This is a genomic window from Variovorax sp. SRS16, from assembly GCF_901827165.1.
In the GTDB taxonomy this organism is placed as follows: Bacteria; Pseudomonadota; Gammaproteobacteria; order Burkholderiales; family Burkholderiaceae_C; genus Variovorax.
In genome coordinates, this window is the sequence record NZ_LR594666.1 from 1,447,931 (window position 1) to 1,472,026 (window position 24,096).

Here is a 24,096-nt window from a genome sequence, read left to right on the forward strand (position 1 = left end):
CCGGAGACCCGCAATGATCATCGACACCCACCTGCATCCCACCAACCTGGTCGACGAGGCCTGGCGCCACACCGGCACGCCCTTCAACGGCGAGCGCATGCTCAAGCTGATGGATGGCCCCTACATGATCAACGGCAAGCCGCGCCGCATCGACATGGGCTTCATCCAGCCGCCGCCCGGCAACACCGGCTACCGCGACGGAAACCGGCGCGGGCGCGAAGGCATCCGCGACTACATGGCCTACATCGCCGAGCTGACGCAGAAGTACCCGGACCGCTTCATCGGCAACTTCACCTTCAACCCGCGCTGGGGTCCGGAGAACGGCGCCGAGGAACTGGAGTTCCACATCAAGGAGTACGGCTTCAAGATGCTGAAGCTGCACGCCAACATGCACGGCTATCGGCCCGATCGCGCGCTCGACTGGCTGCGCCCCGCGATGAAGGTCTGCGCCAAGTACAACATCGTGGTGCTGATCCATACCGGCGACGGGCCGTACACGATCCCGACCATGTTCTATCCGATCATCCGCGAGTTCCCGATGGTGAATTTCATCATCGGCCACTTCGGCATCCAGACCGGCGGCAACTATTCCTTCGAGGCCTTCTGGATGGCGATGGACACGCCCAACGTGGTGTGCGAGTCGGGCTGGTGCTTCCAGTCGCGCATCGTCGAGTTCGCGAAACAGCTGCCGCGCCACAAGATCGTGTTCGGCACCGACTCGCCGCCCAACGAGCCCGGCATGTGGCTGCGCGAACTCGAGGTGCTGTGCTCGCCCGCGCCGCAGGGCATGGACCTCGACGAGGACGGTCTCGAGGACTACATGGGCAACAACATCGCGCGCCTGTGCGGCATCAAGACCACGCCGCCGCCGAAGGACCTCGACGACGCCAAGCGGCGCCTGACCGACACATACGCCGGTGTGAAGTAGGCCTCTGCCATGACCGCGACGACACCGGCGTCCGCGCAGGACTTCCAGAGCTGGCTGGCGGGCTATCGCGCGGCGCATGCCGACGATGTGCTGGTGATCGATCAGGCCGTGAGCGCCGACCAGGAGGTCACGGCTGTCGTTCAGGCGTTCGCGCGCGAAGGCCTGCATCCGCTGGTGCTGTTCGAGCAGGTCGAGGGGCTGTCGGTGCCGGTAGCGACCAATGTGTTCGCCTCGCGCGAGCGCGTCGCGCGGCTCTTCGGCGTCGAGCCTGTGCAATTGCACCAGGCTTATCAGGCGCGAACGCGCAAGCTGCTGGCGTCGCGCGTGCTCGCCTCGGGCCCGGTGTGCGACGAGGTGAGCGAAGGCGACATCGATCTGCGCACGCTGCCCCTGCTCAAACACTTCGAGACCGACCGCGCGCCCTACATCACCAACGCGGTCCTGATTTCGGAGCATCCCGACACCGGCTGCGGCAACATGAGCTACCACCGCTCGATGCTGCATTCGCCGACCGAGATTGCGACCAGCCTGCATTCGCGCGGCGACCTGTGGCGCCTGTTGCAGATCGCGATCGAGCGCGGCCGTCCGATGCCGGTGGCGATGGTGATCGGTGCCCATCCGCTCTTCATGCTGGCCGCGTCAGCGCGCGTGCCCTTCGACGTCGACGAGCGCGAGGTCGCCGGCGGCCTGCTCGGCGCGCCGCTGGACGTGGTGCGCACGCCGCGTCACGGCATCGCGGTGCCGGCCTCGGCCGAGTTCGTGCTCGAAGGCGTGATCGATCCGACGGCCAAGGTCGACGAAGGTCCGTTCGGCGAATTCACCGGCTACTCGTCGGACCGCTCGACCAACAACCTCTTGCGCGTCGAGACGATCATGCGCCGGCGTGCGCCAATGCTGGTCGACGTGGTCGGCGGCAACTCGGCCGAACACCTGAACCTCGCGCGCATCCCGCGCGAGTCGGAGATGGTCGAGAAGCTGATGCAGCGCTTTCCGAGCGTCACGGCCTTGCACTACCCGAACTCGGGCACCCACTTCCATGCCTACGTGGCGCTGAAGCAGATGCGCGCCGGCGAGGCGCGCCAGGTGATGCTGGGGCTGCTCGGCTGGGACCCGTACCTCAAGACCGTGATTGCGGTCGACCCCGATGTCGACGTGACGCGTGACGAGGAGGTGCTGTGGGCACTGGCCACGCACTTCCAGCCGCACCGCGACCTGGTCGTGATCGATGGCTTGCCGGGCAGCGCGCTCGACCCGTCGGCCTCGGGTGTCGGCACCACCTCGCGCATGGGGCTCGATGCGACGCGCGGCCCGGACTTCCACGGCGTGCGCGCGCAGCTGTCGCCGCAGGCGCTGGAGCGCGCAGCGCAGATCCTGGCGGGCCGGTAGGCGAGGGCCTCAGCCCACCACCACTTCGCTGATCTGCATCACCGGCTTCAGGTCGGTGTAGTTCGCGATGTCGCCCATGATCTCCTTCATGTGCGGGCCGAAGGCGGCCTGAAAGGCCTCGACCGAATCGCAGAAGATGTGGCACATGCCGACATAGACCGGCGGCGAGCCCGGCGCGCCGCCGGCCAGGCCGCGGTCGATCGTGTAGGACTTGCAGGCCTCGCCCATGCGGCTCTTGAGCAGGGGCATGTGCTTGTCGCGGTAGTAGGCGTGGTCGAAACGCGCGCCGTCGGTGTGGGGGTACATCACGCTGACTTTGATCATGACGGGTTCTCGTAGTGACAGGTCTGCGAGCATAGGGGCGCGCACGGCGGGAAACAAGCCGGCTATATTGGCGAAAAACCCGCGAACCTGCCATGACCCAGTACTGGTTGATGAAATCCGAGCCCGACGAATGCTCGATCGACGACGCGCTGGCCGCGCCCCGCGCCACCGTGCCGTGGACCGGCGTGCGCAGCTACCAGGCGCGCAACTTCATGCGCGATGCGATGAAGGTCGGCGACGGCGTGCTGTTCTATCACTCGAGCTGCCCCGAGCCCGGCATCGTCGGCATCGCACGCGTGGCCTCGGGCACGCGGCCCGATCCGACGCAATTCGATCCGAAGTCGCCTTACCACGATGCGGCCTCCAAAGTCGAAGACCCGCGCTGGCTGCTGCTGGACGTGCAGGCGCTGCGCAAGACCCGCCTCTTGGGCCTGCCCGAGCTGCGCGCGACGCCCGCGCTGGCCGACATGCTGGTGCTGCGCAGGGGCAACCGGCTGTCGATCACGCCGGTCGATGCGGCGCACTGGACGTTGATCGTCGGGAAGATGCTGGCCTGAAGCAGCGAAAGCGGCCGTCAGGCCGGTTCCGATTCGGCGACGGTCAGGTGGCCGTGGTAGCTCGTGACGGTGCCGATGAGCGGCAGCGATGCCCGAACCCGGAAGTGCAGCCGGTCGCCGTCGCCCGACTCCTCGGCGATGAGCCGCGGCAGCAGCCAGCGCGGACAAGGCACGCCCAGAAAACGCAAGCCGCTCAGATGCATCTCGAGCTTGCCGCCGGCTTCGCGCAGATCGAAGCACAGGCGTGCTGCGAGCAGGCTTGCCGCGACGGACGACGGTGCCTCGATGTCGACCCAGCCGTGAAGCTCCTGCGAGCCGGCCAGTTGGTGGAAGCGCCGGACCGCGAGCGGCAGGCGATCGAAACTTGCACCCATCGCGCGCTGGTACATGGACGCCGTGCGCATGTCAGCCGAGGCCTGCGGGCCTGCTGGGTTCGGAGGCCTGCGACGCAGTCGCACGCTCGGCCGGAGGCGCGGCCAGGCTGCGCTTCATCAGCCACGGCACGCCCGGCATGCGAAGCCCCATGGCAAAGACGGCGTCGCGCCAGAGGCCGCCGCCGCGGGCCTGGAAACATGGCGTCAATACCCTGCTGAGCGTCTGGACCACCTGCGAGCGTCGCAACCGCTGATCGGAATAGGCCTGCGCTGCTGCTGCCGCCGCTGCACCATGGCGTTCCACGGCCTCGGCCAGTGCGAGCGCGTCCTGCATCGCGAGCGTGGTCCCCAGGCCGAGTTGCGGGCTCATCGCGTGAGCGGCATCGCCCACCACGCAGAGAGGCCCTCGCCCCATCGTGCGTGGCCACGAATGGCGATAGACCGCAAACGACAGATCGTCATGGCGTCGGATCTGCGCGACCACGGGCTCCGCTTCCGGCCACAGCGACAGCAGATGCGAGCGCCATGCGTCGAGATCGCTCGCCTGCCAGTCCGGATGGCGGTCGCGTCGCAGGCTCCAGAAGAAAGAAAGGCGAACCGAGCGGCCCGAGATCTCGGTCGGCAGCAGCCCCATCATTTCCGACGTGCCCCGCAGGCGCTGGCGCAGCACGGCCGGCTCGTCCCACGCAGGAACCCAGAACTGGCCCCACAGTGCACCCCACGGGTAGGCCCTCGCTGCGCCCGCAAGGCCGACGCTTTCCCGCAGGCGCGAAGCGGCGCCGTCGGCAATGGCGAAGAGGTCGAATTCCGCGGTGCCTCGATGCGTGAGCGCGCGCGCGCGGCCATCAACGGCGGTCAGGGATTCGACCTCGCATCCCAGCGAAAAACGCACGCCCGCTGCCCGCGCTTCCTGGTGAAGAACTCGCGACAGCGCTGCGCGGCTGACCGCGCGCGCCGGCGCGTCGCGGTAGTCGATGTCGACCACGCGCCAGCCGCGGTGGCTGGTACCGAGGAGCCGCTCGATGGGAACGCTGACGTGGTCGAACGCGCGCCGCACGCCCAGCGCATCGAGCGCGTGCAGGCCCTGCGGCTGGATGAGGAGCCCGGCGCCGAGTGGCTCGAGCGTGGGATGCTTTTCGAACACCTCGATCCGATGACCGAGGCGGCTCAACGCGATGGCGGTAGCCAGACCGGCCGGCCCAGCGCCGGCAATGCCGATGTTCAGGGTCGTGGGTGGCTGTTGCATGCGGCGATGAATCCGGCCAGCCGCATCACCGCCGGACATTGACGATGGTGGCCTGCATGAGGGCCACCACCTTGTGGGCATCTCCGGCTCCAGAGAAGGCTCGGACTTCGCCCACGCAGACCGTGAGGAGCTTGCCGGAATTCTGCACCCGCCCGATGGCCAGGAAGCGCTCCCCGAGGGCCGGCCGCAGGAAGTTGATCTTGAACTCCGCGGTGACAACCTCGAATTCGGATGGCGCCTTCGTCAACGCGGCATAGCCGCATGCGCTGTCGACGATGCTGGTGATCGCGCCCGCATGCACATAGCCGAGTTGCTGTGAAAGCCCGGCGGCGAACGGCATCTCGATGTGGACCTCGCCATCCGCGACCCGTGCGAGCCTTGCACCAAGGGTCGTCATCAGCCCTTGTGCATCGAAGCTGTCGGTGATTTTTCTCTGTATTTCGTTCATCGGGGTATGGAGTGCATCGGGCTGGATGGTGTTTCGTCGAAGGCCGGCCGTGGACCGGATTCACGACGACATTGTTACTCCCCGCGGCGCTGCCACCTGGTTAGAGTGACTGGACGGCGCCGATCCCTGGTGTGCCGCAAGGAGCCAGCGATGACAGGCAAGACGAGCAGGAACAGACCCCAGCCACCGGTGCATGCGGCCGAGATCGTGCGCGAATACGGCCCCTTCGCCGGCGCCGCCCAGGTCCACGGCGTCAGCCACGACGGCTTCAACGTGTGGGCCGCGACCGGCGCCCAACTGGTCGCCTTCGATCCCGCGAGTGGCGAGCCCACGCGCACGCTGGCCCATGCCGGAGATGCCGGCACCGCCTTCGACGGCACCTACCTCTATCAGATCGCCGAGGCGCGCATCGACAAGATCGATCCGGCCACCGGCGAGGTGTTGGCGTCGATCCCGGCGCCCGGCCACGGCTACGACTCGGGGCTCGCATGGGCCGAGGGCAGCCTGTGGGTGGGCCAGTACCGCGATCGCAAGATCCACCAGATCGATCCGGCGACCGGTGCCGTCGTGCGCACCATCGAGTCCAACCGCTTCGTCACCGGCGTGACCTGGGTCGACGGCGAGCTGTGGCACGGCACATGGGAAGGCGACGAGAGCGAGATCCGCCGCATCGATCCGCAGAGCGGCGCCGTGCTCGATCGGCTGGAGATGCCGCGCGGCACTGGCGTCAGCGGCCTCGAGTCCGATGGGGCGGAGCTCTTCTATTGCGGCGGCGGCGCGAGCGGCAAGGTTCGCGCCGTGCGGCGTCCGAAGCGAGTCGCCTCGTGAGCGCCTGCCACGCGGATGCCCGGCGCCGGGCAGCCTGACATCGGACGCGCATCATGGCAAGCCTCTGGCCCTGGCTCGCGGTCGCAGGGGTCGGCGCTCTGCACGGGCTGAATCCCGCCACCGGCTGGATGGCCGCCGCGGCCTGGGGCGTGCGTTCGCGCGATCGGATGCAGGCGCTGCGGGCGCTGATGCCGATCGCGGCCGGGCATGCCGTCTCGGTCGCGCTGGTGGCCGGTGCGGTGGCGCTCGGCTTGTCGATGGACCGTGTCGTGATGCAGGCGGTGGCGGGCGGGCTGCTGGTCGTCGTGGTGGCGCTTCATCTGTCGGGCCGCAGGGTCCGGCTGCCGGGGGCGCCGGCAGGGCGTGCGGGGCTGGCGCTCTGGTCCTTCATGATGTCCACCGCGCACGGTGCCGGTCTGATGCTGGTGCCGGCGCTGATCCCGCTGTGCATGAGCGGGACGCCGGCCCGCGAGATCACCGCATCGGGCTCGCTGCTGCTGGCGCTCGCGGCGGTCGGTCTTCACACGGCGGCGATGCTCGCCGTCACCGGCGTGATGGCTGCCGCGGCCTGCCGCGGCTTTGACGCGGGCGCTCGCCTGCTTCGACGCCACCGGCGATAGCCGCCAGGCTTTCTCATCCTTGCTGGCGTGGCGCTCCGCCATGGAGCGATTCAGGAAATCGCCCCATTTCCGCCAATTTGTTCCACCACTTTCTCGCCAATTGTCGCGCGCGTCAGGTGCTCGATCCGGGCGATGCCTAAGCTCGCGTCGCCTCATCCAATGAGGCATGAGGTCCGCCCGCACAGAACGAACGACGAACGCTGACTGATCCTTCAATTGCCGATGCCAATGCAGATGTATTCGCTCCATTGCCACACTGCCTGCGCTTCTCGCGCCTTCGGCATCCGTGGGCCGAAGGTCAAGGCCGCGTCGAAAGCCGCGCTCGCGGGCTTCACGTTGATCGAATTGCTGATCACGACCACCATCGTGGTCATTCTTCTGTCTCTCGCGGCACCGGCATTTCAAGTCATGGTGATGAACAATCGTCTCACCGGACTGGCCGACAGTCTCGTCAACGCACTCAACTACGCACGCGGCTCGGCGCTGAAGGCGACCGTTCCGGCGCGCGTCTGCCCTGTCGGAGCACCCGGGTCCACCGCTTGCGGAACCGATTGGAGCGCAGGCTGGATGCTGGTCAGCGATCCGGATGGTTCGCCCTCGCTGCTCCAGCGATCGAGTGCGCCCGTGGCCGGCCCCGCGCTGTCCGCCACGGATGTCAACGGTCATTCGCTGGCCAGCGTGAGCTTCGACTCGCACGGACTGGCCAGCACGGCCGCGCATTTCAAGATCTGCGACGCCCGCGGCGCTGCCTATGCGCGATCGGTGCAGACAGTTGCCACCGGCTTCGTGCAGGTGGGCTCGACACCCGGCCAGGCGGCCTGGGGCGGCGCATTGACCTGCCCTTGAATGAACGGAGATCGCCATGGTTTCCCACCCGCATCAAAAAGGCTTTGCGCTGCTCGAAGTGCTCATCGCACTTCTGGTGTTGTCGTTCGGACTGCTGGGCGTTGCGGGCCTGCTGCTCGTGACGATGAAAGCCAACACGTCGAGCATCATGAAGCAGCAGGCAGTGCAACTGGCCTATGACGCCGTCGACCGTGCCCGTGCAAATCGGCAAGCGGCCCTGACCGGAAACTACGATGTCAACAACCTCGTCACGAGCGGAACGCCGACCTATCCGTCCGCGCCCGCGACGGACTGCGGCAGCGTCAGTTGCACGCCGGAGCAACTGGCGGCGTACGACACGTGGTACTGGCTGAGCAAGGACATCAAGGACATCGCCCGACTGCCCATGGGCAGCGGCTCCATCGTGACCCAGGCCTCGGGAAGCGACACGCTGGTGACGGTCACCGTGCAGTGGGACGACTCGCCGGCCTACCGGAAGCTCGACGCTGCGTCGCCGAACGCGGCGGGGCATCCGAGCATCGCGAACTTCGTGGTCACGACCTTGCTATGAAGAGCGCCTCGCATTCACAAAAGGGTCTCTCGCTCATCGAGCTGATGATCGCCATCAGCCTCGGCATCCTGCTCGTCGGCGTCGTGGTCAGCGCCTACGTCGCGCAGTCGCAGGTCTACAAGGCTTCACAGGGACAAGCCGCCATTCAGGATGCAGACAACGCGATTGCCGGCCTCGTGGGTCCGACCGTGCGCGCGGCAGGATTCGTCGGATGCTCGTCGATCAGCGGCGCAGCCTCCAACCTGGTGCCCGGTGGGTCGCCGCCCTTGGGCAATCTGGCCAACGTATCCACGGGCGTGATGGGCTACGACGCCTCGAACACGGCGGGCGATGGCAGCACCCTGAGCATCGCGACGGACAACGCCAACAACGATGCCGACCCGTCCCACTGGTCGCCCTCGCTGGACGTGCAATTGGCAGGCCATGTGCTGCCGGGCAGCGACGTGCTGGTCGTTCTGGGCGCGGTCGCCGGCAGTGCCCCGACCGCGCTCACCAGCGGCGCCGGAGTTGCCGCAGGTCCGCTGCAGGTCAAGGATGCCAGCGCCATGGCGCCCGGCCAGTTCGCCGCGATATCCGACTGCGGCAAATCGACGATCTTTCTGAACACCGGCGCCACCATCTCCCAGACCACCATCGCGCGCGACGCGGGTGCGGCCGCGTTGACCAACGCGGCTGCGACTTTCCCCGTGAACTATGGAGTGGGGGCACAAGTGATCCCCCTGAGTCAGACCGCCTTCTTCGTTTCGCACACCGACGCGGACCAAAGCGCGTTGATGCGCGCAACGCTCACCACCACCGGCTGGAATATCGAGCAATTGGTACCCGGCGTCGAGAGCATGCAGGTGCTCTACGGAAGCAATGCGAACTTCGTGATTGCGCAATACGTGCCAGCCGGCGCCGTGACCGATTGGACGGCGGTGTCCAGCGTGCGCTTGTCTTTCCTGATCGAAGGAAGGGCCGGCTCGGGGACAGGCGCCGCCGCGTCGCCCTTCATGCTGCTGGGCACTGCCGTCACGCCGCCCGCCGACACGCGGCTTCGCCACGTGTACGAGATGACGATCAATCTGCGCAACGCCACATCATGATGAACGCCACGACGTCATCTTCACAGCGCGGTGCGGTGCTGCTGAGCACCGTGATGTTGCTCGTCATGCTCACCATTCTCGCTCTTGCAGCGTTTTCGCTGAACACGACGCAAACGCGTGTCGCCACGAATTCCGCGGACAGCATGGTGGCATTCCAGACGGCCGAGGGCACGCTCGCCCAGGTCGAGAACGCGTTGATCGGCGGAACCTATTCCGACAGCAGTTTTGCGGCAAACCAGAACGGGCTCTACATCCTCGACCCCACAGCCGATCCGGTTTGGAAGAACCCGGCCATCTGGACATCGACGAGCGCGGTGCTGCAAGGCTTTCAAGGTGGCTCGAATGCACCGTCAGCCTATGTGATCGAGAAGCTGCCGCCCGTGCCCAAGCCGGGCATCAGCACGAAGACAGCGATACGGGTGTACCGCATCACCGTGCGGGCGACCGGCAAGAGCGGAGGGTCTCCCGTGATGCTTCAAAGCACGGTGTCGCTTCAATAGGTGGACCAAGACCATGAAAACAATGCGCCGCGTTCGCTCGTGGGTACCCGGAATCCGCTGGTGGGGCATTCCCCTGGCGGTGCTGCTGTCGATGGGAGGAGGCCTGTTGGAGGCCATGGCTTCCAATCCGACATTGCTCATTTCGCAAGTGCCTCTCGCATTGACGACGCCTGGGCGTCCGCAGGTCGTCTTCGCCCTCGCCAATTCATCGTCGATGGACGGTACCCTGAGCGGCGCGATCATGACCGGATCGGGCATGCGAAGCATCCCGATCTATGCCGACTACGGTCTGGTATTCCCGATCGATGAGCTGGGCAGTTCGAGTTCGCCGGTGAACTATGCGGTACCCGCCGGCTTCACACCACCGCGGCAGCCTGCCGATTCCACCGGCATGGCGCCTTACACGGCCGTCGATGCCCAGGGTTGGCCAGTAGACAACGGGCCGAGCCGGTTGAACGTCGCCAAGGCCGGCATCATGGCGACCTTGCAGAGCTACTTGCAAAACACCGATTTCGGGTTGATGGACTACCAATCCGAGGCCGATGGGGTGTACCTGACATATGCCTACTACATGTCGCCGGACACCGGAGGCTTCGTCTACACCAACACCCAGGAACCAGGGAAGCGATACATCACCAACCCGTGCGCCAACTACAAGAGCAGCGCGACGACGCTGGTCGGCACCACTTGCGATTCCATCGCCAACAGCGGACTGGTGGACTCGGCGACGCTGTCAGGCAGCGCGTACGCGCAAATCGGGGCGTCGAGCGACGACCCGAATATCAACGATGTGTATTACCTGGGAACAGGGCTTGCGCCGGTCTTCTACAAATACGGAGAGCCGACGCCCAAGTCACCCTATCCGCCCTACTTCAAGCTGTCTGATTTCAACGCACGCCGAACCCTGATCAGCTATCCCAACACTGCGCCCGCTGGACAGCCCAATACATCGGTGCCTTCCAACGCAGGCTACGCCGCATACTCGTCGCAAATCCTGTATGCCCAGCGTGGCTTCGGGTTCAGTAAATATGCCTCTCCCGGAGATGGCCACGTCGTCGTTGACATGACCAAGCTCGGCGCCAATCCGGCAGCGACCGACGTCACGGCTGCACTCAACACCTTCTTGCCTTCTCTTCAGTCCGAATCCATGGACATCGACGCTCCGGATATCAAATCGGTAGCCAGCCAGTCCCCGATCGCGGGCCTGCTGACCGGCGTCAAATCGTATTTTGGCCGCGTGGCCCCGAACAGCGTCGGAGGATGTGCGCCTCAGCAATATGTGGTCCTGCTCTCGGACGGTCTTCCGACCATGGATCTGAGCGGTGGTGCATGGCCGCCATTGGGCAGTGCCGCGGCCGCTGGCTTCGGCATCACGGCCAACTTCAATGACGACGGTTCCCTGGCATCCACCAACAATCAGGCGGTGCACGACGCCATTGAAAGCACCAAGGCGCTTCGCAGCGTGGGCATCAAGACCTATGTCGTGGGTCTGGGAGCCGGTGTCGACCCGACGCTCAATCCACAAGCGGCCGCGACGCTGAAGGCGATCGCCGTCGCAGGTGGAACCGCCAACTACTATCCCGCGACCAGCCCTGCTGCTCTTGTCGACGACCTGAACGGCATTCTCGTCGCGGTGCAGAACGCAGCAGCGAGCTTGACCGCCTCTTCCGTGAACTCCAGCCATCTGCAAAGCGGCAGCGTCGAATACCAGGCGAATCTCGTTTCCAGCGATACACCCTACCAGGATTGGACCGGCGATCTGTTCGCCAAGGCATTGGATCCGGCGACCGGCGCGCCGACCGGCGGACCGATCTGGTCGGCCCGGACCTTGCTCGATGCCCAGGCCGCAGGCACCGGCTGGTCTTCATCACGCATGATCGCGACCTGGAACCCGGTGCTCAATGCCGGGGTGCCGTTCGAATGGCCGGGTAGCGCGGCCTCTTCGGGGATCAGTCCGGCCCAGCAGTCGCTGCTGCAGCCTTCCGACACTGCGGGCCAAGGTCGACTGGCCTATCTGCGCGGCGATACCTCCGGCGAAGCTCGCAATGGTGGAACATTCCGCAATCGATCCCACTTGCTGGGCGACATCGTCGACAGCCAGGCCGCGTATGTGGGTGCGCCGAACGGAACCTATTTCTCGACCAGTTATTTCACCTTCCAATCCAGGCATGCCAACCGAGCCCCCATGCTCTATGTCGGCGCCAACGACGGCATGCTGCATGGGATCAATGCGAGCAACGGCAGCGAGCAGTTCGCGTTCGTTCCCAATGGCGTGTTCTCCAATCTCTACCAACTCAGCGCGCCGTTCTACAACCAGAGTCATCTGTTCTTCGTGGACGGGTCGCCGCAATCCGGCGACGTTCAATTCTCCGACGGCAGTTGGCACACGATGCTCGTCGGTGGCGAGAATGGCGGGGGACGCACGGTCTACGCGCTGGATGTGACCGACCCGTCGACGCTGACCAGCGAGACGGCTGTGGCAAACGCCGTGAAGTGGGAATTCAGCGACAGCGACATGGGGCTTTCCTACAGCCAGCCGACCATCGCAGCGATTGCGGCATCGCCCAACTATGCGGTCTTCTTCGGCAATGGCTACAACAGCCCGTCCAATCACGCGATTCTCTTTGCGGTGAATCCGCAGACGGGCGAGACCATCGCCAAGATCGATCTGTGTTCCGCGTCAGGCGTCCCGTCGAATGCGTGCTTGGCGACCGCGCCCGAAGGGCTTTCCACGGTGAGTGTGGCCAACTCGGACGGGCTTCAGTCCGCGGCCATCACGAAGGTCTACGCGGGCGACCTGCAGGGCAATCTGTGGGCCATCGACGTGAGCAGTGCCACGCCCAGCGCATGGTCGGTCAAGCTGCTGTTCCAGGCGCGGGATGCAGCCGGAGCCGCGCAACCTATCACCACCGCGCCTGTCGTCACCTTGAATCCCCAGTATCCACACATCGCCGGGCTTTTCGTGATGTTCGGTACCGGGCAGTTTCTGACGGCCAGCGACCTCTCGGGTACGCAGGTCCAATCCGTCTACGGGATATTGGACAGCCCGACCGGAAGCGGCTACCCCTACCAACGCAGCAATCTTCAATCGCAGACGCTGACCCTGGTCACGGCCGCGCAGTCCGGGCTGCCGCAGGACATTCTCACCGCTACGAATTCGAGAGTGGATTTCAGCAGCAAGGTGGGCTGGTATGACGATCTTCCCACTGCCGGACAGCGAGTCATGACGGACCCGCAATTGCTCAACGGTGCCTTCATCACCACCCTCAATACACCGCCTTCGACCAGTTGCGGAATTCAGGCGGCACCGGTGCTGCTGGAACTCAATTACGCCACTGGCGGCGCGTTCTCGCAGCCGCAGCTGGATGTCAACGGGAATCTCGTCATCGATCTGAACGACGCCTACAACGGTAGCAATCCCGTGGGCGTGGGCTTGGGCACTGCGGGATATGGCAGTTCACCGACGATTCTCGGGCCGAACAAGTCGAATCAGATGGTCAAGAACATCACGCTGTCGAATGGAACGCAGCCATCGATCCTCAACCCGAACAACAACACGCATTCCATCGCGTGGTGGCAGATCCAGTGACGATGCCATGAACGATTCATTTGCTTTCTCGAACACGTGCAAACGCCGAACGGCCATCTCCGGCTTCACGTTGCTGGAACTGATGATCACGCTCGCCATCGTGGCGCTGCTGACCGTCATCGCAATGCCTTCCTATCGCAGCTATGTATTGCGATCGCACCGCTCCGATGCCTACGCGGCCCTGACGCAGGATCAGGCGATTCTCGAACGTTGCTATGCGCAGAACTATTCGTACAGCCAGACATGCGCCGCTTTGCCGGTCTTTCCGCAGACATCAGCGCAGAACTTCTACACCGTGGTGCTGACGCAAAGCGCGACCTCATACCTGCTTACCGCGACCCCGTCGGGATCTCAACTGGCCGATACCGCGTGCGCATCCCTCTCCATCGACCAGACGAACAGCAAGACGGCGCTCGACAGTCAAGGCGTGGCCAGCGCTTCGTGCTGGGGACAATGAAACCCCCGACTCAGGCGTCGCCGTCTTCATTGGCCGGCGGCAACTGCGCATGCCGGCTGCTGCCCGACCAGCGCTTGACGCCCCCGGTGTCGATGTCGAACAGGTCGAGCACGCGGCCGAGCGTGTGGTCGATCATCTGTTCGAGATTCGCCGGGCGCGCATAGAAGGCCGGCACCGGCGGCGCAACGATCGCGCCCATCTCGGTGACGGCCAGCATGTTGCGGATGTGGGCCAGGTTGAGCGGTGTCTCGCGCGCCAGCAGCACCAGGCGCTTGCGCTCCTTCAGCACCACGTCGGCCGCACGCGTGAGCAGCGAGGATGAATTCGCACTCGCGATCTCGGCCAGCGTCCGCATCGAGCAGGGCGCGATCACCATGCCGAGCGTGCGGTACGAGCCGCTGGAAATGCAGGCCGCCATGTCGTCGCTGCGATAGCAGTGGTCGGCGAGATCCGTCACGTCCTTGAGCTTCAGGTCGGTCTCGTAGGCCAGCGTGACCTGCGCCGACTTGCTGACGATCAGGTGGCTTTCGACATCGAGTTCTCGCAGCAGTTCGAGCAGCCGCACGCCGAGGATCGCGCCCGAGGCACCGCTGATGCCGACGATGATCCGACGCGGTGCCGCTTCATGCATGGCGAGTTCGTCGTGCCTCAGGCGGCAACGCTCATGGCATCGGTCTGCAGGCAGGCCTGCAGCACGAGGCGCAGCCGAAGCGGATCGAGCGCGCGTCCGATGAAGACGAACTTGCTCTCGGGCGCGGCCTCGCCCCAGCTCGCGGCCGGCCGCAGGTCGAGCACGCGGTGCACGCCCTGCAGCACATGGCGGCGCGGATGGCCGGCGATGGCGACGATGCCCTTCAGGCGGAAGATGTTCTCGCCATCGGCGTCGAGCAACTCGCGCAGCGCCTCTTCGAGCGCTTCGCGGCGGAAGGGCGCGTCGAACACCAGCGACACCGAGGCCACCGACGGATCGTGTCGATGCCCGCCGAGATCGAGGAAGTCGGCCTCGGTGACCAGCTGCGAAGCCGAGTCGAAACCGCTGATGCCGAGGATCTGCGTCAGGTCGACCTGCGCATGGTTGGAGCGCATCACCTGGCCGCCTTCGTTGAGCGTGCAGAGGCGCCGCTCGACGCGCTGCAGCGTCGCCTCGTCCACCAGGTCGGTCTTGTTGACGATGATGCGGTCGGCCGAGACGATCTGGTCGATCGCCTGGTTGTCGTGGTCGCGCAATTGCGGATCGTCGAGATGGCTCTCGATGTGCAGCGCGTCGACCAGCGTCACGATGCCGTCGAGCCGCACGCGGCGCGCGACCTCGTTGTCCATGAAGAAGGTCGCGGCCACCGGCGTCGGATCGGCCAGGCCGCTGGTCTCGACCAGGATGTGATCGAAGGGCTCGGGCCGTGCGAGCAGCGTCTGCAGGATGCGCACGAGGTCGGTGCGCACATCGACCACGCAGCAGATGCAGCCGTTGGTCATCTGGAAGATCTCTTCCTCCGAGGTCATCACCAGATCGGAATCGACATCGACCTCGCCGAACTCGTTCTCGATCACGGCGATGCGCAGGCCGTGCTTCTCGGTCAGGATGTGGTTGAGCAGCGTGGTCTTGCCGGCGCCGAGGAAGCCGGTGAGGATGGTCACCGGGACGGGTTGCGCGATGTCGACGGGCGGCGTATCGGTCGGCGCGTCGGCGCGTTGGGCATTGGGGAATCGCATGATGGTTTGCTCCTTCACTGCTGGGCCGCGAGGGCCTGCAGCACTTTCTCTGGCGTGATCGGGTAGCAGCGGAAGCGCACGCCGATGGCGTCGTAGATCGCGCTCGCGATCGCCGGGCCGATGGCCACGATCGGATCCTCGCCGACGCCCTTGGCGCCGAAGGGACCACCGGGGTCGGGCGCGGTCTCCAGCATGATGGTGCGGATCGGCGGCATGTCCATCGACAGCGGCATCTTGTAGTCGACCAGGCTCGCGTTCAGCGAACGGCCGGTCGTCGTGTCGACCAGGTAGTCCTCGGTCAGCGTGTGGCCGATGCCCTGCTGGATGCCGCCCTCGATCTGTCCCGATGCAGCGACCGGATGGATCACCTTGCCGAACTCGTGCACCGGCACGACCTGCAGCACGTGCACCTGGCCGGTCTCGATGTCGACCGCGACCTCGACGAAGTGCGCTGCGAAGGAATAGGACTTGGTCGGCATGTAGCTGCCGTGGCCGATGATGTGGGCCGACGGAATGCCGCGCGTCGGCGACACCGCTTCGCGCACCGTCAGGCCGCGCAGCGGATCCTCGCGCAGCACGATGCGGCCGTCGAGCCAGGTCAGCGCATTGGGTTCGGCTTCGAGCCGGATGGCCGCTTGTTGCATCACCTGCTGCCGCACTTCGGCGGCCGCCATCTGCGCGGCCCGGCCCACGAGGTAGGTGGTGTGGCTGGCGAAGGCGCCGATGTCCCAGGGCACGACGTCAGTGTCGCCATGCACCACGCTGACGTCCTCGAAGGGCAGGTGCAATTCCTCGGCGACGATCTGCGCCAGCGCGGTGTGCGCGCCGGTGCCGAGGCCGGCGGCGCCGGTGAGCAGGGCGGCGGTGCCGTCCTCGTTCATCTTGACGATCGCGTTGCCCTGTTCCTTGATGCCGGGGTAGGCGCTGGAGCCGTGCATCTCGCAGCCGATGCCCCAGCCGCGGCGCAGCGGGCCGCTGGTGTCGCGCGGGCGGCGGCGCTGCGCTTCCCAGTCCACCTCGGCCATGCCGCGCACGACGCAGTCGGGCAGGCCGTGGCCGACGACCGGATGGCCCGAGGGCGCGATGTCGCCTTCGCGCACCACGTTCTGCAGCTTGAGTTGGGCCGGGTCCATGCCCAGGCGCGCGGCCGCCTCGTCCATCTGGATGTCGAGCGCGTAGTAGGTCTGCACCACGCCGTAGCCGCGGAAGGCGCCGGCAATCGGGTTGTTGGTGTAGACGCACAGGCCTTCGAGCTCGACGTTGTCGCAGCGGTAGAGCGAGCTCAGCGCGTTGGTGCCGACGGTGGTGACGCCCGGGCCGTGCGAACCGTAGGCGCCCGAGTTGTAGATCACGCGCGCCTTCCGCGCGGTGATGGTGCCGTCGTTCCTGAACCCCTGCTTGAGCCAGATGCTGGCCGGGTGCCGCGAGCGGCCGCCGAGGAAGGTCTCCTTGCGCGTGAATTCCATGCGCACCGGTCGCCGCGTCTCGCGCGCCAGCAGCGCACAGAGGAACTCGTGCTGGAAAAGATCCTGCTTGGCGCCGAAGCCGCCGCCCATGTGATCGACCAGCACGCGCACCCGGTGCAGCGGCACGCCGAGCACCTCGGCCAGCGCGCCGCGCACCATGAAGGCGGTCTGCGTCGACACCCAGCAAGTGAGCTTGTCGTTGCTGTCCCACTGGCAGACGCAGATGTTGGGTTCCATGTACGACGCGGTCGGGCGGCCGAGCTCGAACTCGCCCTCGATCACGAAGTCGGCCTCGGCGAAGCCGCGCTCGATATCGCCGCGCTTGACGATCACCGGCGGCAGTACCAGGTTGCCGCCCGGGCCGACGTCGTGCAGCAGCGGCGCGCCGGGCTGCATCGCGTCCTGCACGGTGAAGACGGCGGGCAGCGGCTCGTACTCGACCTCGATCAGGTCCAGCGCCTCTTCGGCGATCTCTTCGGTGATGGCCGCGACCACCGCGACGCCTTCGCCCCAGTAGCGCACCTTGGTGTCGAAGATGTATTGGTCCTTGGTGCACGAGGCCGAGCGCGGATGCGGCGAGCCATAGTGCAGCACGCGTGGCACGTTCTCGTGCGTCAGCACCGCCTTCACGCCGGGCAGCGCCAGCGCCTTGCTCGCATCGATGCGCACGACGCGTGCATGCGCGATCTTGCTGCGCAGCATCTTGCCGTGCAACATGCCCGGCAGCGTGAGGTCGCCCGCGTACACGGCCTGGCCGGTGACCTTGTCGAGCAGGTCGCGCCGCTTGACGCTGTGGCCGATGACCTTGTGCGCCGGCTCGGCGAGATCGATGTCGCGCTTCATTGCACTTCCTCCTTGTGCGCGCACGCGGTCTGCGAGATCGCCTCGATGATCTTGGTGTAGCCGGTACAGCGGCAGATGTTGCCGGCGAGCGCGAAGCGGATCTCGTCGGTGCTCGGGTTCGGGTTGTGGTCGAGCAGCGACTTGCCCATCATCAGGATGCCGGGCGTGCAGAAGCCGCACTGCGCCGCGCCGCAGCGCATGAAGTTGTCCTGCAGCGCATGCACCTGGTCCGGCGCATGCTGCAGGCCCTCGATGGTCTCGACGCTGCGGCCCGCGACTTCGACGGCCAGCACCAGGCAGGCGTTGACCGGGTTGCCGTCGAGGATCACGGTGCAGGCACCGCAGTCGCCGACGTCGCAGCCTTTCTTGGTGCCGGTCAGCGCGGCCTCGTTGCGCAGCGTGTCGAGCAGGCTGCGGTAGGGCTCGACCACCAGCTCGCGCTCCTCGCCGTTGATGCGGACTTGAATCACTCGCTTCATTGCACGGCCTCCAGGGCCTGTGTCAGGGCCCGATGTGTGAGCACGCCGACCATGCGGCGCCGATAGTCGGCGCTGGCGCGCACGTCGGTGATGGGGCGCGATTCCTCGAGCGCCGCCTGCGCCGCCGCGGCGAACACGGCGTCGTTCGGCTTCTCGCCCATCAGCAATGCTTCGGCGCGCAGTGCGCGCAGCGGTGTCGGCGCGACGGCGCCGAGCACGATGCGCGCATGGCTCACGCGGCCCTCGTGCAGGCTCAGCGTCACGGCCACGCCCACGGTCGCCAGCTCCATCGCCTTGCGCCGGCCGTGCTTCAGGTAGGCCTTGCCGGTGTGCGGCGGCGGCGCGGGGATCTGGAACTCGACCAGGATCTCGTCGCTCTGCAGCAGCGTGCGTCCCGGGCCGGTGAAGAAATCCTCCAGCGCCACGTTGCGCCGGCCCCCGGCGCCTTCGAGCGTGGCGCGCGCGCCGTCGGCCACCAGCGGCGGCAGCGTGTCGGCCGAGGGCGACGCGCGGCAGACATTGCCGCCGAGCGTCGCGCGGTTGCGCACCTGGACCGAGCCGAGCTCGCGCGCCGCGCTCATCAGGCTGCGGTAGTGCTGGCGCACGATGGGCGAGGTTTCGATCCGGCGCACCGTCACCAGCGCGCCGCAGCGCAGGCCGTGTTGCGGATCGAAGGTCAGCCCGTCGAGGCCGGCGATCTTCTTCAGGTCGATCAGATGGGCCGGCCGGCGGATGTGCTCGCGGATCTCGACCAGCAGGTCGGTGCCGCCGGCGAACAGGCTCTTGGCGCCTTCGAGCCGGGCCATCAGCGCGATCGCTTCGGGGATCGTCTGCGGGTCGTTGTATTCGAATCGTCTCATCGTCTTTTGCCCCTGCGTACGTGGGTCGGTGATGACAATGGTGGCGATTGACGGTTCATCGGTAAATATGCTTAAACGGATAAATTCATCGGCATTCACGATGAGCCACTCCGGACTTTCCCGAGTCGATCATTTCGAGGTCGCGTGCGGCCGCAGCTGTGACTACCATCGGCTCAGCCATTCAAACCGGGGCATTGATCGATGAACAAGATGAACGTGACCCTGCGTCAACTGCGCGCCTTCGTCGAGGTCGCGGAAGCCAAGCATTTCACGCGCGCGGCCGACAAGCTGGAGCTGTCGCAGTCCACGGTCAGCTCGCTGGTGCGCGAGCTCGAGGCCAACCTCGACCTGCGGCTGTTCGACCGCCACACGCGCATGCTCAGCCTCACGCAGGCCGGCGCCGAGATCCTGCCGCTGGCGCGCAAGGCGCTGGCCGACCTCGACAGCGTGCTCGGCAGTTCGAGCGACCTGAAGACGCTGGGGCGCGGGCGCGTGTCGATCGCCGCGTCCTCGCTGCAGGCCGCGCTGATGCTGCCGCGCATGATCCGCGAGTTCGGCGTGGTGCATCCGGGCGTCACCGTGGACCTGCACGACGTGGCGCAGCCCGACGTGCCGGAGATGGTGCGCTCGGGCGCGGTGGACTTCGGCATCGGCACCGAGTCCGGCCTGCGCCAGGACGTGGCGTCGCGCCTGCTGACCACCGACACCTACGCGGTGATGATGCCGGCGGGCCATGCGCTGTCGCGCAAGAAGGAGCTCACCTGGCGCGACCTGGAAGGCTATCCGCTGATCGGATCGCCGGCCGGCAATCCGCTGCGCGAGCAGATCGACATGACGCTCGCGCGCCACGGCATCACGCTGACGCGCTCCTACGAGGTGGCGCTGCCGCTCACGATCATCGGCATGGTCGAGGGCGGCCTGGGCATCGCGGTGCTGACGACCACCGCGACGCGGCTCGCGCTGGCGCTGGGGTTGGTCGTCAAGCCGGTGGTGAATCCGGTCATCACGCGCAAGATCGCGCTGCTGTTCCACGCCGACCGCTCGCTCTCGCCGGCGGCGCAGAATTTCAGCGATCTGCTCTTCAAGCGTCGAGCGCAGCTACTGACGGTGTGAGCACCGGCCGGCGGACGTTGAACAGCAGGTTCAGCAAGACCGCGGTGAGCGTGCCGATCAGGATGCCATTCTGGAAGAAGCGCACCGCGAGGTCCGGCAGCTGGGCGAAGAAGCGGTCGGCCACCACCGGGATCAGACCGACACCGACGCCCAGCGCGACGATGTAGAGATTGCGCCGGTCGCCGGTGAAGTCGACCTTGGCCAGGATCTTCACCCCGGTGGCCGCGACCATGCCGAACATCACCAGCGCCGCGCCGCCGAGCACCGCATTCGGGATCGCGGCCACCAGCACCGACAGTTTCGGCAGGCAGCTGAGCACGATCAGGATCACGCTGGCCGCGGCCACCACCCAGCGGCTGCGCACGCCGGTGACCTGCACCAGGCCGACGTTCTGCGCATAGGAGGTGTAAGTGAAGGTGCCGAAGATCCCGCCGATGATGTTGCCGATGCCGTCGGCGCGAAGACCGCGCGCCAGGTCGTTCTGCGTCAGCGGGCGCTCGTTGATTTCCGCGATCGCGAGAAAGAGGCCGGTGGACTCGATCATCATCACGATCATCACCAGGCACAGCGTGATGATCGACAGCGCGTCGAAGGTCGGGAAGCCGAAGTGGAAGGGCAGCACGACGCGCAGCCAGCCGGCCTCCGCGATGCCGCCGAAGTGCACCTGGCCCATCGCGGCCGCGACGACGAATCCGAGCGTCATGCCCAGCAGAACCGCGATGTTCGCCATGAAGCCCTTCAGGAAGGCGGTCAGCAGCAGGATCGTCACCAGCACGAAGGCGGCCAGGCCCAGATTGACGGGCGCGCCGTACTGCGGGTTCGGCACCATGCCGCTCGGCCCATGGATCATCGGCACGCCGCCGGCCGCCCAGTTGATGCCGATCTTCATCAGCGAAACGCCGATCAGCAGCACCACGGTGCCGGTCACCACCGGCGGAAAGAAGCGCACCATGCGGCTCATGTACGGCGCAGCTAAGTAGGTGAAGACGCCCGAGGCGATGACAGCGCCGAAGATCGCCGGCACGCCCAGCCGCGGATCGGAGCCGGTCGCGATGATCGGTGCGACCGCGGTGAAGGCCACACCCATCATGATGGGCAGACGCACGCCCACGTTCCAGAGGCCGACGCACTGGATCAGGCTGACCAGGCCGCAGCACAGCAGGTCGGCGCTGATCAGGAACGCGATCTCCTCGCGCGACATCTTCAGCGCGCCGCCGATGATCAGCGGCACAGCGACCGCGCCTGCGTACATCACCAGCACGTGCTGCAGACCGAGCGTGGCCAGCTTCGGCAGGGGCAGCATTTCGTTGACCGGATCGCTCACTGCATTCGTCGTCATGGATGTCTCCTACGTGGATGTCTTGCGCACGGCGGCTTCTTCGAGCCCTGGCGCATGTTTGCATCGCGGATCCGATCGGTAAATGACGCAGTTGCTATAAATTCATCGGGAACGGTGATGAAAGACCGCCAACAAAAACGCCCCGACGCGGGCATCGCGGCGGGGCGTCATTCAAGGGCTCGAACGCTTACTTCGACGAGGTCGCGTTGGCGACGGCGAGCGCGGTCATGTTGACCACGCGGCGCACGGTCGACGAAGTGGTGAGGATGTGGGCCGAGCCCGCCGCACCCATCAGGATCGGCCCGACCGTCACGCCGTTGCCGCCGGTCATCTTGAGCACGTTGAACAGGATGTTCGCTGCATCGAGGTTGGGGCAGATCAAGAGGTTGGCCTCGCCCCTGAGCGTGGTCTCGGGCATCGCGTTCAGGCGCACCGTCTCCGACAGCGCCGCGTCGCCGTGCATCTCGCCGTCGCACTCGATGTCGGGCGCCATGCGCGCGAACAGGTCGCGCGCCAGCCGCATCTTGCGGGCCGAGCCGCGCTCGGACGAGCCGAAGTTGGAGTGCGACAGGAACGCCACCTTGGGCGGCAGCCCGAAGCGGCGCACTTCCTCGGCCGCCATCAGCGCGATGTTGGCCAGCGTCTCGGCGCTCGGGTCCTCGTGCACGTTGGTGTCCGCGATGAACATCGTGTACTTCTCGAGCGTGAGCGCATTGAGCGTCGCGAAGCCCGGCGCGCCGCGCTTCAGGCCCAGCACGTTGTCCAGGATCTTCAAGTGGCTGTCGAAGCGCCCGACCAGGCCGCACAGCATCGCATCGGCATCGCCCAGGTGCACCATCAGCGCCGCGATGGTGGTGTTGGAGCGCCGCACCATCGCCTTGGAGGCCTCGGGCGAGATGCCGCGGCGGCCCATGAGCTTGTGGTAGGTCTCCCAGTAGGTGCGAAAACGCGGATCGTCCTCGGGGTTGACGCAGTCGACGTCGGTGCCCAGGCGGATGTGCAGTCCGGCCTTCTTGATGCGCGTCTCGATCACCGCGGGACGCCCGATCAGGATCGGCTTGGCCAGGCCTTCGTCGACCGCCAGCTGCGCGGCGCGCAGCACGCGGTCGTCCTCGCCCTCGGCATAGGCCACGCGCTTGGTGGTCGCGAGCTTGGCGGCGCTGAACACCGGCCGCATGAACATGCCGGTCTGGTAGACGAAGCGCGTGAGGTGCTGGCGGTAGGCTTCGAGATCCTCGATCGGCCGCAGCGCCACGCCCGAGGCGGCGGCGGCCTTGGCCACGGCCGGCGCGATGCGCAGGATCAGGCGCGAATCGAAGGGCTTGGGAATGAGGTAGTCGGGGCCGAAGGCGAGCTCCTGGCCCGCGTAGGCGGTGGCGACTTCCTCGCTGATGTCGGCCTTGGTGAGCTCGGCGATCTCGCGCACGCAGGCGAGCTTCATTTCTTCCGTGATCTTGCTGGCGCCGCAGTCGAGCGCGCCGCGGAAGATGTAGGGGAAGCACAGCACGTTGTTGACCTGGTTCGGATAGTCCGAACGGCCGGTGGCGATGATGCAGTCGGGGCGCACTTCCTTGGCCAGCTCGGGCCGGATCTCGGGCTCGGGGTTGGCCAGGGCCAGGATGATGGGCTGGCGGGCCATGCTCTTGACCATGTCCTGCGTGACCACGCCGGGTGCCGAGCAGCCGAGGAAGACGTCGGCGTCTTTCATGACGTCGGCCAGGGTGCGCGCGCCGGTGTCGCGCTGGGCATAGCGCGTCTTCGAATCGTCGAAGCCGCCGGCGCGTCCGATGTAGATCAGGCCCTTGGAGTCGACCGCGAAGATGTTGGCGGGCTTGGCGCCGAGGCCGACCATGACATCGAGACAGGCGATGGCGGCGGCGCCCGCGCCCGAGACGGCGATCTTCACGTCCTCGATCTTCTTGCCGACCAGTTCGAGGCCATTGATGAGCGCGGCCGCGGAGATGATGGCGGTGCCGTGCTGGTCGTCGTGGAAGACCGGGATGTTCATGCGCTCGCGCAGCTTCTTCTCGATGTAGAAGCACTCGGGGGCCTTGATGTCCTCGAGGTTGATGCCGCCGAGCGTGGGCTCGAGCGCGGCGATGATGTCCACCAGCTTGTCGGGGTCGTTCTCGGCCAGTTCGATGTCGAACACGTCGATGCCGGCGAACTTCTTGAACAGGCAGCCCTTGCCTTCCATCACGGGCTTGCTGGCCAGCGGGCCGATGTTGCCCAGGCCGAGCACGGCGGTGCCGTTGGTGACGACGCCCACGAGGTTGCCGCGCGAGGTGTATTCGGCGGCCAGCGAGGGGTCGGCCTGGATGTCCAGGCAGGGGTAGGCGACGCCGGGCGAGTAGGCCAGCGACAGGTCGCGCTGGTTCAGCAGCGGCTTGGTGGGCGAGATCGAGATCTTGCCCTTGACGGGCGAGCGGTGGTATTCGCGCGCTGCGTCGCGCAGGGCTTCTTCGGCGGGGGAAAGCTTGTGTGCCATCGGGTCTCCTTGCTTCTTGGCTCAGGAGAGAGGCTACCCCAAACTGATGTCCGCGGTGGT

General features: G+C 66.3%; 23 protein-coding genes. 12 read left to right on the forward strand and 11 right to left on the reverse strand.

The features are described 5' to 3' along the window. Positions 1–13 precede the first annotated feature (13 nt). Complete coding sequence (locus E5P2_RS06995) at positions 14–928, forward strand: amidohydrolase family protein (RefSeq protein WP_162566413.1); 915 nt, start codon at positions 14–16, stop codon at positions 926–928. A gap of 9 nt (positions 929–937) precedes the next feature. Further along, positions 938–2,314 (forward strand): UbiD family decarboxylase, encoded by a 1,377-nt coding sequence (locus E5P2_RS07000; RefSeq protein ID WP_162566414.1) that lies wholly within the window; start codon positions 938–940, stop codon positions 2,312–2,314. A gap of 9 nt (positions 2,315–2,323) precedes the next feature. Here the strand turns inward: E5P2_RS07000 and E5P2_RS07005 are convergent, their stop codons facing one another. Then, positions 2,324–2,638, reverse strand: a complete 315-nt coding sequence (locus E5P2_RS07005; RefSeq protein WP_162566415.1) for an EthD family reductase — start codon at positions 2,636–2,638, stop codon at positions 2,324–2,326. A gap of 92 nt (positions 2,639–2,730) precedes the next feature. Between E5P2_RS07005 and E5P2_RS07010 the strand changes: the two genes are divergently transcribed. Further along, complete coding sequence (locus E5P2_RS07010) at positions 2,731–3,195, forward strand: EVE domain-containing protein (RefSeq protein WP_162566416.1); 465 nt, start codon at positions 2,731–2,733, stop codon at positions 3,193–3,195. A gap of 17 nt (positions 3,196–3,212) precedes the next feature. Here E5P2_RS07010 and E5P2_RS07015 read toward each other — a convergent pair whose 3' ends face one another. Genes E5P2_RS07015 through E5P2_RS07025 form a run of 3 tightly spaced genes read right to left on the reverse strand, consistent with a single transcriptional unit; the run spans position 3,213 to position 5,263 of the window. Then, a complete protein-coding gene (locus E5P2_RS07015; RefSeq protein WP_232080609.1) occupies positions 3,213–3,599 on the reverse strand; it encodes a DUF4166 domain-containing protein in 387 nt (128 codons plus the stop codon). A gap of 1 nt (position 3,600) precedes the next feature. Next, positions 3,601–4,815, reverse strand: a complete 1,215-nt coding sequence (locus tag E5P2_RS07020) for an FAD-dependent oxidoreductase (protein ID WP_162566417.1) — start codon at positions 4,813–4,815, stop codon at positions 3,601–3,603. A gap of 25 nt (positions 4,816–4,840) precedes the next feature. Then, a complete protein-coding gene (locus E5P2_RS07025) occupies positions 4,841–5,263 on the reverse strand; it encodes a PaaI family thioesterase (RefSeq protein ID WP_162566418.1) in 423 nt (140 codons plus the stop codon). A 150-nt stretch (positions 5,264–5,413) separates the two neighbouring features. On the opposite strand from E5P2_RS07025, the gene E5P2_RS07030 reads away from it, so the two are divergent. The 8 genes from E5P2_RS07030 (at position 5,414) to E5P2_RS07065 (ending at position 13,738) form a co-directional block, all read left to right on the forward strand. Then, complete coding sequence (locus E5P2_RS07030) at positions 5,414–6,091, forward strand: Vgb family protein (RefSeq protein ID WP_162566419.1); 678 nt, start codon at positions 5,414–5,416, stop codon at positions 6,089–6,091. Positions 6,092–6,144: 53 nt separating this feature from the next. Further along, positions 6,145–6,711: a hypothetical protein gene (locus E5P2_RS07035; RefSeq protein WP_162566420.1), complete on the forward strand. Its 567-nt coding sequence runs from the start codon at positions 6,145–6,147 to the stop codon at positions 6,709–6,711. Between the two features lie 222 nt (positions 6,712–6,933). Then, the gene (locus E5P2_RS07040) at positions 6,934–7,557 is read left to right on the forward strand and encodes a GspH/FimT family pseudopilin (protein ID WP_197908459.1); all 624 of its coding nucleotides are present in this window, start codon (positions 6,934–6,936) and stop codon (positions 7,555–7,557) included. A gap of 16 nt (positions 7,558–7,573) precedes the next feature. Further along, on the forward strand, positions 7,574–8,107 hold the full coding sequence (gene pilV / locus E5P2_RS07045; protein ID WP_162566421.1) for a type IV pilus modification protein PilV: 534 nt from the start codon (positions 7,574–7,576) through the stop codon (positions 8,105–8,107). Beyond that, a complete protein-coding gene (locus E5P2_RS07050; RefSeq protein ID WP_162566422.1) occupies positions 8,104–9,192 on the forward strand; it encodes a PilW family protein in 1,089 nt (362 codons plus the stop codon). Before pilV ends, E5P2_RS07050 begins: the two co-directional genes overlap by 4 nt. After that, the gene (locus tag E5P2_RS07055; protein ID WP_162566423.1) at positions 9,189–9,692 is read left to right on the forward strand and encodes a pilus assembly PilX family protein; all 504 of its coding nucleotides are present in this window, start codon (positions 9,189–9,191) and stop codon (positions 9,690–9,692) included. Before E5P2_RS07050 ends, E5P2_RS07055 begins: the two co-directional genes overlap by 4 nt. A 13-nt stretch (positions 9,693–9,705) precedes the next feature. Beyond that, on the forward strand, positions 9,706–13,281 hold the full coding sequence (locus E5P2_RS07060) for a pilus assembly protein (protein WP_232080610.1): 3,576 nt from the start codon (positions 9,706–9,708) through the stop codon (positions 13,279–13,281). Between the two features lie 7 nt (positions 13,282–13,288). Beyond that, a complete protein-coding gene (locus E5P2_RS07065; protein WP_162566424.1) occupies positions 13,289–13,738 on the forward strand; it encodes a type IV pilin protein in 450 nt (149 codons plus the stop codon). 10 nt (positions 13,739–13,748) lie between these two features. Here E5P2_RS07065 and E5P2_RS07070 read toward each other — a convergent pair whose 3' ends face one another. Genes E5P2_RS07070 through E5P2_RS07090 form a run of 5 tightly spaced genes read right to left on the reverse strand, consistent with a single transcriptional unit; the run spans position 13,749 to position 19,096 of the window. Then, positions 13,749–14,369 (reverse strand): UbiX family flavin prenyltransferase, encoded by a 621-nt coding sequence (locus tag E5P2_RS07070; RefSeq protein ID WP_162566425.1) that lies wholly within the window; start codon positions 14,367–14,369, stop codon positions 13,749–13,751. 17 nt (positions 14,370–14,386) lie between these two features. After that, a complete protein-coding gene (locus E5P2_RS07075) occupies positions 14,387–15,448 on the reverse strand; it encodes a CobW family GTP-binding protein (RefSeq protein WP_162566426.1) in 1,062 nt (353 codons plus the stop codon). Between the two features lie 14 nt (positions 15,449–15,462). Next, positions 15,463–17,757 carry a xanthine dehydrogenase family protein molybdopterin-binding subunit gene (locus E5P2_RS07080; RefSeq protein WP_162566427.1) on the reverse strand — a complete coding sequence of 765 codons (2,295 nt, stop codon included), beginning with the start codon at positions 17,755–17,757 and terminating at the stop codon, positions 15,463–15,465. Next, a complete protein-coding gene (locus E5P2_RS07085) occupies positions 17,754–18,236 on the reverse strand; it encodes a (2Fe-2S)-binding protein (protein WP_162566428.1) in 483 nt (160 codons plus the stop codon). The genes E5P2_RS07080 and E5P2_RS07085 overlap by 4 nt, the downstream gene beginning before the upstream one ends. Beyond that, the gene (locus E5P2_RS07090; RefSeq protein WP_162566429.1) at positions 18,233–19,096 is read right to left on the reverse strand and encodes an FAD binding domain-containing protein; all 864 of its coding nucleotides are present in this window, start codon (positions 19,094–19,096) and stop codon (positions 18,233–18,235) included. The genes E5P2_RS07085 and E5P2_RS07090 overlap by 4 nt, the downstream gene beginning before the upstream one ends. A 210-nt stretch (positions 19,097–19,306) precedes the next feature. Between E5P2_RS07090 and E5P2_RS07095 the strand changes: the two genes are divergently transcribed. Beyond that, a complete protein-coding gene (locus tag E5P2_RS07095) occupies positions 19,307–20,209 on the forward strand; it encodes a LysR family transcriptional regulator (RefSeq protein ID WP_162566430.1) in 903 nt (300 codons plus the stop codon). Here E5P2_RS07095 and E5P2_RS07100 read toward each other — a convergent pair. Both E5P2_RS07100 and E5P2_RS07105 read right to left on the reverse strand, forming a co-directional pair. After that, the gene (locus tag E5P2_RS07100; protein ID WP_162566431.1) at positions 20,178–21,548 is read right to left on the reverse strand and encodes a nucleobase:cation symporter-2 family protein; all 1,371 of its coding nucleotides are present in this window, start codon (positions 21,546–21,548) and stop codon (positions 20,178–20,180) included. The two genes, E5P2_RS07095 and E5P2_RS07100, sit on opposite strands and share 32 nt — an antisense overlap. 187 nt (positions 21,549–21,735) lie before the next feature. Further along, complete coding sequence (locus E5P2_RS07105) at positions 21,736–24,036, reverse strand: NADP-dependent malic enzyme (RefSeq protein ID WP_162566432.1); 2,301 nt, start codon at positions 24,034–24,036, stop codon at positions 21,736–21,738. Positions 24,037–24,096 lie beyond the last annotated feature (60 nt).

Excerpts from the sequence above, each read along its gene's own strand:
- E5P2_RS07055 (WP_162566423.1), top strand. The coding sequence starts at position 9,189 with ATGATGAACGCCACGACGTCATCTTCACAGCGCGGTGCGGTGCTGCTG.
- E5P2_RS07035 (WP_162566420.1), top strand. The coding sequence starts at position 6,145 with ATGGCAAGCCTCTGGCCCTGGCTCGCGGTCGCAGGGGTCGGCGCTCTG.
- E5P2_RS07105 (WP_162566432.1), bottom strand. The coding sequence starts at position 24,036 with ATGGCACACAAGCTTTCCCCCGCCGAAGAAGCCCTGCGCGACGCAGCG.
- E5P2_RS07080 (WP_162566427.1), bottom strand. The coding sequence starts at position 17,757 with ATGAAGCGCGACATCGATCTCGCCGAGCCGGCGCACAAGGTCATCGGC.
- E5P2_RS07070 (WP_162566425.1), bottom strand. The coding sequence starts at position 14,369 with ATGCATGAAGCGGCACCGCGTCGGATCATCGTCGGCATCAGCGGTGCC.
- E5P2_RS07095 (WP_162566430.1), top strand. The coding sequence starts at position 19,307 with ATGAACGTGACCCTGCGTCAACTGCGCGCCTTCGTCGAGGTCGCGGAA.
- E5P2_RS07005 (WP_162566415.1), bottom strand. The coding sequence starts at position 2,638 with ATGATCAAAGTCAGCGTGATGTACCCCCACACCGACGGCGCGCGTTTC.
- pilV (WP_162566421.1), top strand. The coding sequence starts at position 7,574 with ATGGTTTCCCACCCGCATCAAAAAGGCTTTGCGCTGCTCGAAGTGCTC.
- E5P2_RS07090 (WP_162566429.1), bottom strand. The coding sequence starts at position 19,096 with ATGAGACGATTCGAATACAACGACCCGCAGACGATCCCCGAAGCGATC.
- E5P2_RS07075 (WP_162566426.1), bottom strand. The coding sequence starts at position 15,448 with ATGCGATTCCCCAATGCCCAACGCGCCGACGCGCCGACCGATACGCCG.
- E5P2_RS07000 (WP_162566414.1), top strand. The coding sequence starts at position 938 with ATGACCGCGACGACACCGGCGTCCGCGCAGGACTTCCAGAGCTGGCTG.
- E5P2_RS07025 (WP_162566418.1), bottom strand. The coding sequence starts at position 5,263 with ATGAACGAAATACAGAGAAAAATCACCGACAGCTTCGATGCACAAGGG.
- E5P2_RS06995 (WP_162566413.1), top strand. The coding sequence starts at position 14 with ATGATCATCGACACCCACCTGCATCCCACCAACCTGGTCGACGAGGCC.
- E5P2_RS07100 (WP_162566431.1), bottom strand. The coding sequence starts at position 21,548 with ATGACGACGAATGCAGTGAGCGATCCGGTCAACGAAATGCTGCCCCTG.
- E5P2_RS07050 (WP_162566422.1), top strand. The coding sequence starts at position 8,104 with ATGAAGAGCGCCTCGCATTCACAAAAGGGTCTCTCGCTCATCGAGCTG.
- E5P2_RS07030 (WP_162566419.1), top strand. The coding sequence starts at position 5,414 with ATGACAGGCAAGACGAGCAGGAACAGACCCCAGCCACCGGTGCATGCG.
- E5P2_RS07015 (WP_232080609.1), bottom strand. The coding sequence starts at position 3,599 with ATGCGCACGGCGTCCATGTACCAGCGCGCGATGGGTGCAAGTTTCGAT.
- E5P2_RS07065 (WP_162566424.1), top strand. The coding sequence starts at position 13,289 with ATGAACGATTCATTTGCTTTCTCGAACACGTGCAAACGCCGAACGGCC.
- E5P2_RS07060 (WP_232080610.1), top strand. The coding sequence starts at position 9,706 with ATGAAAACAATGCGCCGCGTTCGCTCGTGGGTACCCGGAATCCGCTGG.
- E5P2_RS07040 (WP_197908459.1), top strand. The coding sequence starts at position 6,934 with ATGCCAATGCAGATGTATTCGCTCCATTGCCACACTGCCTGCGCTTCT.
- E5P2_RS07085 (WP_162566428.1), bottom strand. The coding sequence starts at position 18,236 with ATGAAGCGAGTGATTCAAGTCCGCATCAACGGCGAGGAGCGCGAGCTG.
- E5P2_RS07020 (WP_162566417.1), bottom strand. The coding sequence starts at position 4,815 with ATGCAACAGCCACCCACGACCCTGAACATCGGCATTGCCGGCGCTGGG.
- E5P2_RS07010 (WP_162566416.1), top strand. The coding sequence starts at position 2,731 with ATGACCCAGTACTGGTTGATGAAATCCGAGCCCGACGAATGCTCGATC.